Source organism: Bartonella sp. B35(2025), from assembly GCF_053794465.1.
Genome location: NZ_CP200035.1, coordinates 1,040,001 through 1,054,693 on the forward strand (window position 1 = coordinate 1,040,001; position 14,693 = coordinate 1,054,693).

Below are 14,693 nucleotides of genomic sequence, written 5' to 3' on the forward strand. Positions count from 1 at the left end.
TATTGCTAATGTTAATCGTGCTGATGCACAAATCGCTGCAGCACATGCCAATATTCAAGTGCTAGAAGCGCAACGAAATGAAACTAAAAGCCAAACTAAAAGCCTTGAACTTGCACGCAATAAAGCAAAACGCGACCTTGATTCAACGATCTTACGTGCTCCATTTGATGGAATTATTGGAAATTTAACAGCAAAAACTGGCGATTTTGTTGTTAATGGCCAATATCTTGCAGCATTAGTTCCTATTCATGCACTTTATATTGAAGCAAACTATAAAGAAACACAGTTAAGCGATATTTGCAACGGACAAACAGCTTATATTTCTTTTGATGCCTTTAAACATGATATCTTTAAAGGTATAGTACTTTCTATTTCTCCTGCAACAGGAGCTGTTTTTTCTCTTTTACCACCACAAAATGCTACAGGCAACTTTACCAAAATTACCCAACGGATTCCTGTGCGAATTTCTATCCCCGAAAATGTATTAAAAAGTGGAAAAATTAAAGCAGGAATGAGTGTTTCAGTAGAAATTGACACACGTAAAAAACCAAGTGATAAAAAACTTTCTGAATAATTGGCAATGATACATGAAGATACCACTATGAAAAGCCCCACATCTGTATCTACTTATCCCCAAGAACATATAGAGATACGAAAAATTATTGTTTTCGTTGCTATGGCTTTTGGTATGTTCATGGCCATTTTAGATATCCAAATTATTTCCTCATCTTTAGCTGAGATTCAAGCTGGTCTATCGGCTAGCTCTGATGAAATTTCGTGGGTTCAAACCTCTTACCTCATCGCTGAAGTCATTATGTTACCTTTTTCCGGTTTTTTAGGACGCTTACTTTCAACACGAATATTCTTCAGCTTATCAACTGCTGGTTTCACAATCACGTCTGCCCTTTGTGCAACTGCAACATCTATTGAACAAATGATTGTGTACCGAATATTCCAAGGTTTTATCAGTGGAGGAATTATCCCAAGTATCTTCGTCGCCTCCTATACACTTTTCCCCCCTTCCAAACAATATATTATTTCTCCTATTGTTGGACTAATAGCAACATTAGCACCTACCATCGGCCCGACAGTAGGAGGGTATCTCAGTCATACTTTATCGTGGCATTGGCTTTTTCTTATTAATATACCCTTTGGAATCATTATCTCAATTATAGCTTGGAAATTAATTGATTTTGATAAAGCTGATCACTCTTTAATAAATAAGTTTGACTGGTTAGGCTTTATCTCCATGGCAATCTTTCTAGGGTCTTTAGAATATATTCTAGAAGAAGGAGCACGTCATGACTGGTTTCAAGATAAGATTATCTTTAACCTTTCCATTATTATGATCTTGTTTGGAAGCTTGTTTTTTTGGCGCGCTTTTACTGCAAAAGAGCCCATTGTTGATCTTTATGCTTTTTCCAATAGCCATTTTTCAGTTGCATCTATTTTTTCTTTTATGATTGGAATAGGTCTTTATGGCCTTACTTATCTCTATCCTATATATTTAAGCCAAATTCGCCATTATGATGCACTTATGATTGGAGAAACACTGTTTATTTCAGGTTTAGCTATGTTTCTTACTGCTCCCATAGCTGGATTTCTTTTAACACGAATCGATGCGCGTCTTATGATCGGGATAGGACTTGCGGGGTTTGCATGGGGAACTTGGCTTGTCACTGGTATTACAGATAATTGGGATTTTTGGGAATTCTTTTGGCCTCAAATTTTCCGTGGCATCTCTACTGTATTATGTATGGTTCCTGTTAATAATATTGCCTTCGGATCATTACCACCAGAACGAATAAAAAATGCTTCAGGACTTTTTAATCTGACACGAAATCTTGGTGGAGCTGTAGGACTTGCCATTATTAGCACTCTTATGATGCAACATACAAATCTCCATCATGAACGAATCGCTGAAACAATTCACAGAGGAAATATACAAGCAACTGAAATGATTTCAAAACTTACTATGCACTTCAATTTTTCCACTTTTGATCCTCATTCTCTTGCTTTATCCCAACTCTTTAATATGGTTTACGCGCAAGCAACAATCATGGCTTTAAGTGATATTTTCTTTATGATGACCGTACTTTTTAGTATCTTAGCCTTTTTACCCATTTTTCTCAAAAAAATACTACCATCCACACATATCTCTCCCAGCCATTAAGCGCAGTGTGATAAAGCACTCTTCTTTCCATAAATTATTTTATACATATATTTTAAAACTTTACATGAAAGATTATTCTAAAACTACATCTTGCTCAGTATAAAATATTGACGTACTTCCAGTGACTATCCACCAAAAATTTTGCTAAAGTTATTTTATACAAAATAACCAATATTTATCGATGAATATGCGATTGAGAACTTTCAAGGAACAATTAATCCTCGTATTAAAGTATTTCGTGAATTTTCTGCATGGATTGTGAAGAATGAAGCTGATTAAAAAAGAAAAATAAAAAACTATATTATGAAATGAAATTATTTTCAAAATTTAGACTTAAAAAATAATACACCTTCAATAAAGAAATAATCTTTAAAATTCTAAAATTACTATCATAAAAAAGCAAAGCTAAACAGATAAGCTTCTTAAGCTACCTTATGATGCTGAAAGGAAGTTAAACTTTGTAGCTCACCACTTGGTATTAAAACACCATGACATGAAGAAAGATATTCAGGAATCAATTCTAACGCTTGAAAACGGTGTTTTTCATAAGGACCTGGCATCGCTAGGTTTTTAGTTAAACTGCTTGAAAAGCCAAAACGCTGATAAAATTCAGAATCACCTACAAGCAAAATAGCACCATAGCCCAACTTTTTTGCTGTTTTAATTGCATGCTGTACGAGAACCGTCCCGATACCCATACCAGAATATTCTGCAAAAACAGCCAGTGGACCCAAAAGTAAAGCATGCTGTACTTCATTTTGTCCTTTATTAAATCGAACATGCCAAAGACGTACACTCCCCACAAGTTCTCCAAGTGCATTTTTGACAACAAAAGAAAGTCCACATGCTGCTAATCGACCACAGCGTAAAATTTCTGATGACTTACGTTTACGCCCTTTTCCTAAAGTTAAATCAAGTAAATGTTCTCGGTAGGGTTTATCAGCTTCTTGCTCAGGTGTGAGTGTAAAAAATGCACCATCTTTTGTTTGAAAATCAATCACATTCATCTCTATCACCTATCCTATCAATATTACGTTACTATAAAAAAACTCAAATCACATAAGATCGGAGAGGCTCAAAACCATTAAATGCAACAGATGCATAAGTCGCCGTATAAGCACCAGTTCCATGAATTAATAATTCATCTCCAACTGTAAGAGATAAAGGTAAAAGATAAGGTGTTTTTTCATAGAGAACATCCGCCGAATCGCATGTTGGTCCCGCTACAATACAAGGCTCCATTGCTTTATCATCATGGGGTGTCTCAATAGGATAGCGAATAGCTTCATCCATAGTTTCGGCAAGACCATTAAATTTGCCAACATCAAGATAAACCCATCGAACATTATCATTGTCTGCTTTTTTTGATATAAGAACAACTTCTGTACGAATAACACCAGCATTACCAACCATCCCACGACCTGGTTCAATGATCGTTTCAGGGATACGATTACCAAAATATTTTTTTAACGAATTAAAAATAGCTGTACCATAGGTTTGTGCTGTAGGAATATCCTTTAAATAACGCGTTGGAAACCCACCTCCCATATTAACTAATTTCAACAAGATTCCTTCTTGCTCCAAACGCCTAAAAACCGTAGCTGCATCCGATAAAGCACGATCCCATGCACTAAGATCTGTTTGCTGAGATCCTACATGAAAAGAAATACCATATGCCTGCAAGCCTAATTGATGTGCCCGACGCAATACATCAACTGCCATAGCAGGAACACAACCAAATTTACGTGATAATGGCCACTCTGCACCTTTCCCATCAGTAAGAACTCGGCAAAAAATACGAGCACCTGGAGCAGCGCGAGCAATCTTTTCCACTTCTTCAATACAATCAACTGCATAAAGCGAAATACCAAGCGCATACGCACGTGCAATATCACGTTCTTTTTTAATAGTATTACCAAAAGAAATACGCTCAGGTGTTGCTCCTGCTTTTAAAGCCATTTTAATTTCTGCTACAGAAGCAGCGTCAAAAGAAGATCCTAAAGAAGCCAGCAAACTCAAAATCTCTGATGCTGGATTTGCCTTTATCGCATAGAAAATACGAGATTGCGGAAGAAATTTCTCAAAATTTAAATAATTTTCACGTACAACATCAAGGTCAACAATCAAACATGGACCTTCAGAACGATGTGCTGCAAGGAAATCGCGTATACGTTGCGTTGCCATCTGCAATTCTCCTTGGAGAATAAACTTCTCCACTCTATGCTTGGACAGCACGAAGCCGCCAATAACCAAAGGACAAAATACATACAACCATTATTCACACTCTGATTGTTTTAATATCAGAAAGAAATCAGTGTTATATGCCACGAAGGAACAGCGCGAAAAATCGCATTGTTCTACTTTGTCTGCCTTTTTGATTGGAGTTGAGAAAACCACTTCCGCACTGAAGGCAATGAGGTGTGCCTCTATAGTTATCCCAGCATTTGGACAGCTGGAAGACACCAGAAAGGCCCGCACCGTCGTTGCTTCAAGATGTCCTCACTCTTTCGGTTGGCCGTAAAAGTGACTGGAGCGGTTAGTTCCAGGTACCGTACCGGTTAACCTCACCATTTGAGGACCAGCGGACATCCACAGGCACGTGCGACTTTGGGCAAAAATGCATATAGAATCAATTTTTATTTATTTCAATATTTTTTTAATTTTTAATATAAAATGATGTAAAAAAACGATACTGCTTCAGGTAGGTATATTACCTTGTTTTATATCTCTTGTGTATCAAACATAAAATCTCAGCATTACCCAGCCTTAAAGTAATTCTTTGTTAATGCTTAAAATACTTTTTCCTTAACAACAGAAGAAAAAAGGCAAAAGCTTCAAGTTATAAATAAAGCACGATATTTTTATTGTTCTTGATAGGAATCAGTTGTACACAACTTTAATAATTGGAACTGCTTATGGCGTTCTCGAAAACGCTGCCTATCAATTTCACTCCGTGTATTATAACAAGAATCACATGAAACGCCTTCTTCATAGTGAGGTGATAATTTACTTTCCGCATTAAGAGGAGCGCGACATGCACGACATAATGAGCGTCCACATTCTTCAAGACCGTGCCCAACAGAAACACGCTCATCAAAAACAAAGCACTCTCCCCACCACAAACTTTCTTCTTTTGGAACAATTTCCAAATATTTAAGAATACCACCCTTTAAATGATAAACCTGCTCATAACCAAGTTCACGTACATAAGCTGTTGATTTTTCACATCGAATACCACCTGTGCAAAACATAGCAATTTTCTTTTTCTTTTTTAAATCAGCTTCATGCTTCATAACCCATGCAGGAAATTCACGAAACACTTTAATACGAGGATTAACCGCTCCTTGAAAGCTTCCAATCGCATATTCATAATCATTACGTGTATCAATTAAAAGTGTTTCTTCATCTTGGATAAGAGCATTCCAATCTTCAGGTGCCACATAAGTACCAACAATCTGTAATGGATCAATGCTTTCGCACCCCATCGTTACAATCTCTTTTTTCAACCGCACTTTCATGCGACGAAAAGGCATTTTTGATGCCCATGAATACTTAATCTCTGGTATTTGAAATGCTGGCTCAGCCATAATGAAATCTACCAATGTCTCAATCGCGGCATAAGAACCAGCAACAGTCCCATTAATACCCTCCTTTGCTAAAAGTAAGGTACCTTTAATATCCTTTGCTTGACATAAATCCAGCAGAGGTTTCTGTAATTGGCGATAATGCTTCAAATCTGCAAAACAATAAACAGCAGCAACTCTAAAATTCTTTTCCATAATCTTTGCCATAACGCGCGTTTCATTCAATTTCAAGATTTATTCATCGATCCTTGATACATTGTGCTTAATCCAATAATACTGACAGCACCGTCTTCTTGAAAAAGCATACCACGTGCTAAAAATAAATCACCTTTTACCATTTCTCTAAAATAAACCCTTATTCTGTTTTGCACATTGACGATCTACAAAACACCATACCCTTAAGTACGCCCCTTTATTTCAAGAAGAATTGAAAATAATTAAGATCACATTGCAAAAAATAAATGCAATCAATGTAATTTAAGACAATAACATAAAAAGGGCTTAAATCAATTGTTAGCACAAAAACAACTATTAATAGTGTACATTATAAATTAAGTTTAATAAATAGAAGAAAAATTCTTTATAAGTCATTGTTTAATAAAAAAATTAACTATTTACATAAAAGATAATGAAAGCCCCTTCCTCGATATTTTCATATCAAATAAATGGATAAAAGCACTAAGCAGAAACTGCTGCATATCTTGATTTTTTTCCTTCTGCAAAAACAATGTCACCTTGTTCAAACATTCAAGCTTCAACTTCTCCCTTCCCTGAGATAAATTTTGTACCACAAGAATATTTCACAAAGTAATAACCGCAAACCTAAACTTCAAATGTATTCTACATTCATGATTCTTAGATGAAATTCCCAAAAAAACTTTTCCCCTCAACAAAACCAAAGGCCTCACACATTCTAGCACAATCTTTTAACATCGCCGTGGAACCACAAATCATCACCCGATCTTCATTTGGATTCATTTGCGGTAAACCGGTCATTTCAAAAAAAGTCCCACTCTCTATAATAGTAGTAATACGCCCCATATACTCAGAAGTTTCTCTGGTGGTCATAGGATAAAATTTCAACTGCTTTACATATTTACTGATCAATGGATTTTGCTATAAAGAACTAACAATATCCTTCATATAGTTAAGATCATCCCGTTCACGGGTTGTTTTAATTTGTGATAATCAATAATTGAGATACAATTAGCATATTAACATATGCAAAAATACAACGACTCTTTTACCCTACAAAAGCACGTTCCAAAACATAAGTAGCTGGTGCATTATTTGCACCCTCAACAAAACCAAAGGCCTCACACATTCTAGCACAATCTTTTAACATCGCCGTAGAACCACAAATCATCACCCGATCTTCATTCGGATTCATTTGCGGTAAACCGGTCATTTCAAAAAAAGTCCCACTCTCCATAATAGTAGTAATACGCCCCATATACTCAGAAGTTTCTCTGGTGGTCATAGGATAAAATTTCAACTGTTTTGCATATTCACCAATTAGTGGATTTTGCTGTAAAGAACTAACAATATCCTTCGCATAGTTAAGCTCATCTCGTTCACGGGTTGTTTGGATAAGCACTACTTCTGAAAATTTTTCATAAGTTTCAGGATCACGAATAAGGCTTGTAAAAGGAGCAACTCCCGTTCCTGTTGAAAGAAGATAAAGCCGTTTACCAGGAATAAGAGCATCAAGAACCAATGTCCCTGTCGATTTGTTACGCATTAAAACTGTATCACCGATTTTTATTTTCTGAAGATGCTCAGTTAATAAACCTCCTGAAACTTTGATTGAAAAAAACTCAAGCTGCTCATCCCAAAACGGACTTGCAATCGAATAAGCACGATAAATCGGCTTTTCTGCGTTCGGCAAACCAATCATAACAAATTCACCTGAACGAAAACGAAAATTTTCTGGGCGATTTAGGCGAAATTTAAATAAATAATTTGTATAATGACAAACTTCCTGAACAGTAAGGGCAAATACATTTTCAGGAATCGAAAAATTTGATGCAACACTACTGACGTTTGACTGAACATTAGCGGGCGATGCACTCATAAAACTTTCCTTTATCGAATATTAAATTTTGAAAATAATAATGTAATTCTTACATAATGATCTACCAATATTTTTCTTGAAATATAAACTACAAGATCAACTTTGTATTCAAACAAACTGAAACACATTAATGGTGTAATAGCTACCCGCTACCACATAACACTCTTCAACTTTATACCATTTATAAACAAAAATCTTAAAACAAGAGATAACCCCTTATTTATTCAAAGATAATTTCTTTAACTTGCAGCACTATCCGCCACTCTAAATCTCTTCAAAATCCTCTTTCTCAATTCACTTTCCTTATAGCTAATCATATCGCCACAAACAATATTCTTCAAAAAAGAAATTTTTAAGCATTGTAGTCAAAGGATGTTAAAATATTCCTTACATTGCATCCTTATATCCTGATTATAAATGAAATAGAAAAAATAATCTTAATAAAAGCTACAGCAACCATGTACTCAATATTAAATTGTATCATTTTGGTAAAGATAGAGAAAATACAACGTAAATACTTGTAAAAGTTAATCATAAATCACTCAAACGATGATAATAACATTTATATTCATACAAATATGCCCTACCCAAACTGAACCCATGAGAATAAAATAGTAACTTGGTAATATTTTTTCCTTATCAGAATAAAGTATGATATTTCAGAAAAAGGTTTTAATCACAAAAACTACCTATGATAATGTCGTCCAATTTATACCTATCCTCTTAACGTAAATACAAAGATGAGAGATATCATTAAAGGCAATATATTACCAATTTCTAGTATGTTGTTATCGTTTCCCAACTACTATAATTAAACACATACATCGTTTGTGATTTTTTGCTAGATTTCATTCTTTATTGAAATTGCTCAATAAATAAAAACTAAATGTAATAAATAAGTTACGTGTTTTTATTAATTCTTAATCTTTACAATAATTTACATTTTAATCCATGAAAAAACCATAGATTCTTATAAAAAAATGCTCTGTGTGCGTAAATTATAAAAACAAATAATGATAGCTAATATTTTTACATACATGAATAATCAAATAAAGAAAAAAGCTACTACTATTATAACAGCCTATCAATTTTATGATACACTCTCATCATAGCCTAAAAAAATACTGTTAAAGGTTCAATATTTTGAAATTACCAATAATACAAACCATTTCCCCTTTGGGGAATAAAGAATAATTTTAAAGGTTAGATTAAATAAACCATACAATGTATATAATTTTATGAAGCATTAAGACTTAATAAAAACACAAAACTTATGGTACCTAAAATTGAAAAAGAAAAAATTTAAAGCTACTATCGTAGCAAACCAATACATGATTCTGGGTATCAAATGTCTTTAGAATTTTAATGGTATGGACTATCATTTTAGACTATTCATCAAGTACATTTTTATAATGGTAACCAACTCTTCATTTCTTGAAACACTCTAATTTACACTAATACCCCGTTTCCATGGTACTTTAATATTACATTATATACCCAAACCTCCATGATTAAAATAACGATAATGATCACTAACTTATAGATTTTCAGATAGAGTAATTAAGGAAATGAATCTTTCCTCTATTTTTAGAACCAATATACCCACTGCTCCCATATCTAAAGTAAAACTATCTTATCTAATAATAGAAAAAATTTATATCACCATCATTATTTATTTAATAAAATATAAGGTAATTAATCAAATCATAAATTATTACGATATACATATTATATATAAATAAATTTACCAAAATAATAGTATAATTAAGTAATTTAAATAAAAATAATTAAAAATTAATAATATTTTTTAATTATTTATTTACTATTAAAATAACTTAAGTTATTATATTTAATAATAACTTAATCAAAACATATAAATCAAATTTTACTCTAAAATTTAATTCATTATTGATATCAAAGTTTCTTTTAATTATACTGTTTAAGAGCAGTATAACACAGATTAACTTTTGTTTTTGCACATGTAATAATTGCAAAAAAAAACAAAAAGAAAAAAGCCTATATTCCTACTAATTATTGGTAGATAACATATTTATAACAATGCAGATATAGAGAATGAGATGCTTATTAATAATAGACAAAATCAGCTTTTTGCATCAAAATGTTGCTTTCACAGAATATAATGAAATATAAATTGTTCATAATTTTGAAAATAATAAATACTTCTCATATTATAGAAATAATCGTAATATGCCATAAACAAAGGGACTTCATATCTTACTAGCACAAATAGGATTTTAAAATGAACAAATCCGTTAATGATGAAACAAATACATTATTTCCCTATACAGTCATAGCAACCATTGATGTTAGTGCCATTGTCGATAATTATATAACTTTATCTCAACGTGTTGCCCCAGCAAAATGTTCAGCAGTTATAAAAGCAAATGCTTATGGGTTGGGTGCCGACAAAATTGCTCCTGCACTTTATCAAGCTGGTTGCCGCACTTTTTTTGTTGCTAAAATCGAAGAAGCACTTCGATTAAAGGCTATTTTACCACCAAATGTAATGATTGCTCTTCTTAATGGTATTTCACGTACTGCTGAAGAATTTGTAGCTCAATCCGGTATTGTCCCCGTTCTTAATTCTTGGAATGCAATTGAAAGCTGGCAAACACTTTGCCAAAAAAAAAGTAAAAGATTCCCGGCGATTATTCAAATTGATACCAATATGAATCGATTAGGACTTGATCAAAGAGAATTACAACAACTCATCAAGAACCCTGATTTTTTTAAAAAAGCAAAGGTAAAATATATTATAAGCCACCTTGCTAATGGGGATGATGATACACATCCATCCAATTATGCTCAATTGGCTGCTCTCAAAGCCATACTTGCACAACTACCCACCTGTAAAGTCTCGCTTGCTAATTCTGGAGGTATTTTTCTTGGTTCAGATTTTTATTTTGACCTTGTTCGCCCAGGTATTGCACTCTACGGCATCGATCCTCATAAAAAATACCCCACATTACTTAAACCGGTTTTAAAACTTGAAGCCCAAGTTATTCAAAGCCGCTATCTTGATACAGGAGCACCTGTCGGTTATGGAGGAAGCTTTATTACTCGCAGACCAAGCACTCTTGTAACTATCTCCATTGGCTATGCAGATGGTTGGTTACGTGCTCTTTCTAATAAAGGAACTGTTTATTTTAATGGTTATAAACTTCCCATTATTGGACGTGTTTCTATGGATTCCATCATTGTTGATGCCACCGATCTTAAAGATGAAAAGCCTCAAAGAGATGATTGGGTAGAACTTATTGGAACACACCAGACTATTGAAAAAGTATCTACAGATGCCAACACCGTCCCTCATGAAATTTTGGTTTCCCTAAGTTCTCGCTGTAAATGTATTTATATTTAAGATCATCAAAAAACGAAATGACAAAAATATTGCTTTAGAAAATGATATTGTGCTCCCTGCTCCAAAATGTCTTACGATATATTACCATATACTATTATCATAGAATACCCCTTCAATATTCTATTGATCAATGTTATTGATAAAAATTCTTTTAAGACATTGATATTAAATAAATAATTATAATAAAAATTATCCTTTTATTTTAAGAATATTGCTAAGAAAACAAAAATTAATATTGCTCAATAATTTAAAAAGCCCATACAAGATGAATGAGCCTTTTTTCACCAATATAAATAAATAAATTTTTTAATATGTATTTCCCAACGGTGGGCAAGAACAAATAAGCATTCTGTCTCCCGCAACATTATCAATGCGTGAAACAGGAGGCCAATATTTATTTTCTGGATTAATATGGTGATTGGGAAAAGCAGCTTCTTGTCTTGAATAAGGCCGTGCCCAAGCATCATCTACAGTATCTGCTAATGTATGTGGTGCATTTACCAATGGATTATCTTCTTTTGACCAAATACCCGTACCAACTTTCTGAGCTTCTTCAGCAATTGACAGCAAAGCATCACAGAAACGGTCAATCTCTGCCTTTGATTCTGATTCAGTTGGCTCAATCATCAAAGTTCCAGATACTGGAAACGACATCGTTGGAGCATGAAATCCATAATCAATTAAACGCTTTGCGATATCATCAACACTTACTCCATATTGCTCTTTCAAGATGCGGGTATCTACAATACATTCATGAGCAACACGGCCATTCTTGCCGCGATAAAGAATAGAATAAGCACGTGAAAGACGCGTTGCGATATAATTAGCATTCAAAATTGCTATTTGCGTTGCATATTTCAAACCATCAGCTCCCATCATCCGAATATACATCCACGTAATAACAAGAATAGATGCACTTCCATAAGGAGCTGCTGAAACTGCATGCGTTGTTCCTTCTTGCTCATGACCTGGCAAAAATGGCTTTAAATGCGCTGCCACTCCAATCGGCCCAACACCAGGACCACCGCCACCATGAGGAATTGCAAATGTCTTATGAAGATTCATATGGCAAACATCTGCACCAATATCTGCTGGACGGGCAAGCCCAACAAGTGCATTTAAATTAGCACCATCAAAATAAACTTGCCCACCATTTTCATGAATAATAGAGCAAATATCTTTAATATTTTCCTCATAAACACCATGCGTTGAAGGATAGGTAATCATTAATGCTGCTAGGCGATCTTTATGTAGCTGTACTTTTATTTTGAGATCATTAATATCAACATCGCCATCACTTAAACATTTTACTACAATAACCTCCATACCTGCCATATGGGCTGAAGCTGGATTAGTCCCATGCGCTGATGCTGGAATAAGGCAAAGTGTGCGTTGATGTTTCCCACGCGATTGATAATATCGACGAATTGCCAAAAGCCCAGCATATTCACCTTGAGCACCAGAATTTGGCTGGAAAGAAATTTGTGAAAATCCTGTAATTTCACATAACCACTTGTTCAACTGATCAATCATTTCCTGATAACCTGCCGTATCTTCCTTAGGAACAAAGGGATGTATATTAGCTACCATAGGCCAACTTACAGGCATTAATTCAGCCGCTGCATTAAGCTTCATCGTACAAGAACCAAGTGGAATCATTGCTCGATCCAATGCTAAATCTTTATCCGATAAACGACGTAAAAAACGCATCATATCTGTCTCTGAATGAACCATATGAAAAAATGGCTGAGAAAGAAAATTAGCATCACGCCCTTTCCCTAAAAGTCGTCCAGAAGCCTTCTCAGCTAACTGTGCACCAAAAAGCTGCGCCAAAGCACAAGCATCTTCTTCTGTTGATAATTCATCAAAATTAACCACAATACGGTCGTCATCGAAAACACGCAAAAGACGCCCACTCATTTTTGCTTGGTTAGCAATTTCTTGAGCTTTTCCTTTAACAAAAACACTTACGCAATCAAAGAAATATTCCCCTTCACAACAAAGACCTACAACTTCTAAAGCACTAACAAAACGGCATGTTAAATTGTGAACCCGTTGAGCAATTGCTTGTAAGCCTTGTGGTCCATGCCAAATAGCGTAAGCCGTTGCCATATTTGCTAACAAAGCCTGTGCTGTACAAATATTTGATGTCGCTTTATCGCGCCTAATATGTTGTTCACGTGTTTGCAATGCCAAACGAAAACCAACACGCCCTTTTGTATCAATTGATTGACCAACAATACGCCCTGGAATAAGGCGCGTTAAGGTATCACTTACTGCAAGATAACCAGCATGAGGACCACCAAACCCCATTGGAATTCCATAACGCTGCATGGAACCAACAACAATATCAGCTCCCCATTTAGATGGTGCTTCCATAAGAGTAAGCGCTAAAGGATCAGCAACAACAATTACTAGTGCTCCTTTTTCTTTTGCTTCCTTAATAATTTCAGTGTAATCGTTAAAAAAACCTTTTGTATCTGGCCAAGATAAAACAACCGCAGCCGTATTAGAACAAATTTTTCTGTTTTCACTAATATGAATACCCTGCGTTTCAGCACGTGTTTTTGCAACACTCAAAGTCTGAGGATGCAAAAGACTCTGAATAGAAATCTTCGTTTTTTTCTCACGTGAAAAACGCACAGCCACAGCATTAGCTTCAGCCAAAGCCGTTGCTTCATCAAGCAATGAAGCAGCAGCAACAGGTAGACCGGTTAATTCGCTAACTAATGTCTGAAAATAAAATAAAAGCTCTAAACGACCTTGACTGATCTCTGCTTGATAGGGTGTATAGGCAGTATACCAAGCTGGATTTTCAAAAAGATTCCGCAAAATAACAGGAGGCACCCATGTTCCATGATAACCCTGCCCAATAAAACTTTTGTGCACATGATTATGTCCCATCATCTTAGATAATTCTTCCAGAGCTTGCCCTTCACTGGCTGCCTGTGGCAAATTAAGTGAGCGCTCAAAATGAATCGATTTGGGAACAGCTTGAGAAACTAATGTTTCAATCGAATCAAGAGCTAAAACACCAAGCATTTTTTGTATTTCATCCGGACGCAGCCCAATATGCCGGGAAAAGAAATGACGTTCTTGCATAGTACTCATCCAATCAGTGCTTTGTAAGCAGCCTCATCTAATAACCCTTCAAGCTGCATTTCATTCTGCAACTTCATTTTCCATAACCAACCTTCTTTTTCAGCATTTTGGTTTATTAATTCAGGATTCTTTGCTAATGCTTCATTAATTTCGATCACTTCACCATCAAGAGGCGCATAAACATCTGAAGCTGCTTTCACCGACTCTACAACCGCAGCGGAATCTCCTTTGGAAAGCTGTGTTCCGCTTTCTGGTAAATCAACAAAAACCAAATCACCTAACTGCTCTTGAGCATAATGGGTAATACCCACAGTAACCACTTGTCCTTCGACGCTGAGCCATTCATGATCTTGTGTAAAATAAATTTTAGACATAAAA

General features: G+C 34.9%; 9 protein-coding genes and 2 pseudogenes (1 of these 11 only partly in view). 4 read left to right on the forward strand and 7 right to left on the reverse strand.

The window, feature by feature from the left end; translation table 11 throughout:
* From V4P56_RS04355 to V4P56_RS04365, 3 genes and pseudogenes are all read left to right on the forward strand, one after another.
* On the forward strand, positions 1-574 hold the 3' portion of the coding sequence (locus V4P56_RS04355; RefSeq protein WP_455481712.1) for an HlyD family secretion protein. Its footprint begins 527 nt before the window's first position; only the last 574 of its 1,101 coding nucleotides appear in the window; its start codon lies beyond the left edge, outside the window; it ends in the stop codon at positions 572-574.
* Positions 575-601: 27 nt separating this feature from the next.
* Positions 602-2,173, forward strand: coding sequence for a DHA2 family efflux MFS transporter permease subunit (locus V4P56_RS04360; protein WP_455482657.1), 1,572 nt, complete (start codon positions 602-604; stop codon positions 2,171-2,173).
* A 183-nt stretch (positions 2,174-2,356) separates the two neighbouring features.
* Positions 2,357-2,449: pseudogene (locus V4P56_RS04365) on the forward strand (rhodanese-related sulfurtransferase); the annotation flags it as partial.
* Between the two features lie 146 nt (positions 2,450-2,595).
* Here the strand turns inward: V4P56_RS04365 and V4P56_RS04370 are convergent.
* From V4P56_RS04370 to V4P56_RS04390, 5 genes and pseudogenes are all read right to left on the reverse strand, one after another.
* Complete coding sequence (locus V4P56_RS04370) at positions 2,596-3,180, reverse strand: GNAT family N-acetyltransferase (RefSeq protein ID WP_455481713.1); 585 nt, start codon at positions 3,178-3,180, stop codon at positions 2,596-2,598.
* Between the two features lie 43 nt (positions 3,181-3,223).
* Positions 3,224-4,357: a type III PLP-dependent enzyme gene (locus tag V4P56_RS04375; RefSeq protein WP_455481714.1), complete on the reverse strand. Its 1,134-nt coding sequence runs from the start codon at positions 4,355-4,357 to the stop codon at positions 3,224-3,226.
* 677 nt (positions 4,358-5,034) lie between these two features.
* Positions 5,035-5,952 carry an oxygen-dependent tRNA uridine(34) hydroxylase TrhO gene (gene trhO / locus V4P56_RS04380; protein WP_455482658.1) on the reverse strand — a complete coding sequence of 306 codons (918 nt, stop codon included), beginning with the start codon at positions 5,950-5,952 and terminating at the stop codon, positions 5,035-5,037.
* Positions 5,953-6,612: 660 nt separating this feature from the next.
* Positions 6,613-6,936: pseudogene (locus tag V4P56_RS04385) on the reverse strand (ferredoxin--NADP reductase); the annotation flags it as partial.
* 64 nt (positions 6,937-7,000) lie between these two features.
* On the reverse strand, positions 7,001-7,831 hold the full coding sequence (locus V4P56_RS04390; protein ID WP_455481715.1) for a ferredoxin--NADP reductase: 831 nt from the start codon (positions 7,829-7,831) through the stop codon (positions 7,001-7,003).
* A gap of 2,260 nt (positions 7,832-10,091) precedes the next feature.
* Here V4P56_RS04390 and alr point away from each other — a divergent pair.
* Positions 10,092-11,213, forward strand: a complete 1,122-nt coding sequence (alr, locus tag V4P56_RS04395) for an alanine racemase (protein ID WP_455481716.1) — start codon at positions 10,092-10,094, stop codon at positions 11,211-11,213.
* A 306-nt stretch (positions 11,214-11,519) separates the two neighbouring features.
* On the opposite strand, the gene gcvP is transcribed toward alr, so the two are convergent.
* On the reverse strand, positions 11,520-14,315 hold the full coding sequence (gene gcvP, locus V4P56_RS04400; RefSeq protein WP_455482659.1) for an aminomethyl-transferring glycine dehydrogenase: 2,796 nt from the start codon (positions 14,313-14,315) through the stop codon (positions 11,520-11,522).
* Between the two features lie 5 nt (positions 14,316-14,320).
* Complete coding sequence (gene gcvH / locus V4P56_RS04405; protein ID WP_455481717.1) at positions 14,321-14,689, reverse strand: glycine cleavage system protein GcvH; 369 nt, start codon at positions 14,687-14,689, stop codon at positions 14,321-14,323.
* Between the last annotated feature and the right edge of the window lie 4 nt (positions 14,690-14,693).

Bases quoted from the DNA above. Each gene is read 5' to 3' on its own strand.
- V4P56_RS04360 (WP_455482657.1), top strand. From the start codon at position 602: ATGAAAAGCCCCACATCTGTATCTACTTATCCCCAAGAACATATAGAG.
- V4P56_RS04370 (WP_455481713.1), bottom strand. From the start codon at position 3,180: ATGAATGTGATTGATTTTCAAACAAAAGATGGTGCATTTTTTACACTC.
- V4P56_RS04375 (WP_455481714.1), bottom strand. From the start codon at position 4,357: ATGGCAACGCAACGTATACGCGATTTCCTTGCAGCACATCGTTCTGAA.
- trhO (WP_455482658.1), bottom strand. From the start codon at position 5,952: ATGGAAAAGAATTTTAGAGTTGCTGCTGTTTATTGTTTTGCAGATTTG.
- V4P56_RS04390 (WP_455481715.1), bottom strand. From the start codon at position 7,831: ATGAGTGCATCGCCCGCTAATGTTCAGTCAAACGTCAGTAGTGTTGCA.
- alr (WP_455481716.1), top strand. From the start codon at position 10,092: ATGAACAAATCCGTTAATGATGAAACAAATACATTATTTCCCTATACA.
- gcvP (WP_455482659.1), bottom strand. From the start codon at position 14,315: ATGCAAGAACGTCATTTCTTTTCCCGGCATATTGGGCTGCGTCCGGAT.
- gcvH (WP_455481717.1), bottom strand. From the start codon at position 14,689: ATGTCTAAAATTTATTTTACACAAGATCATGAATGGCTCAGCGTCGAA.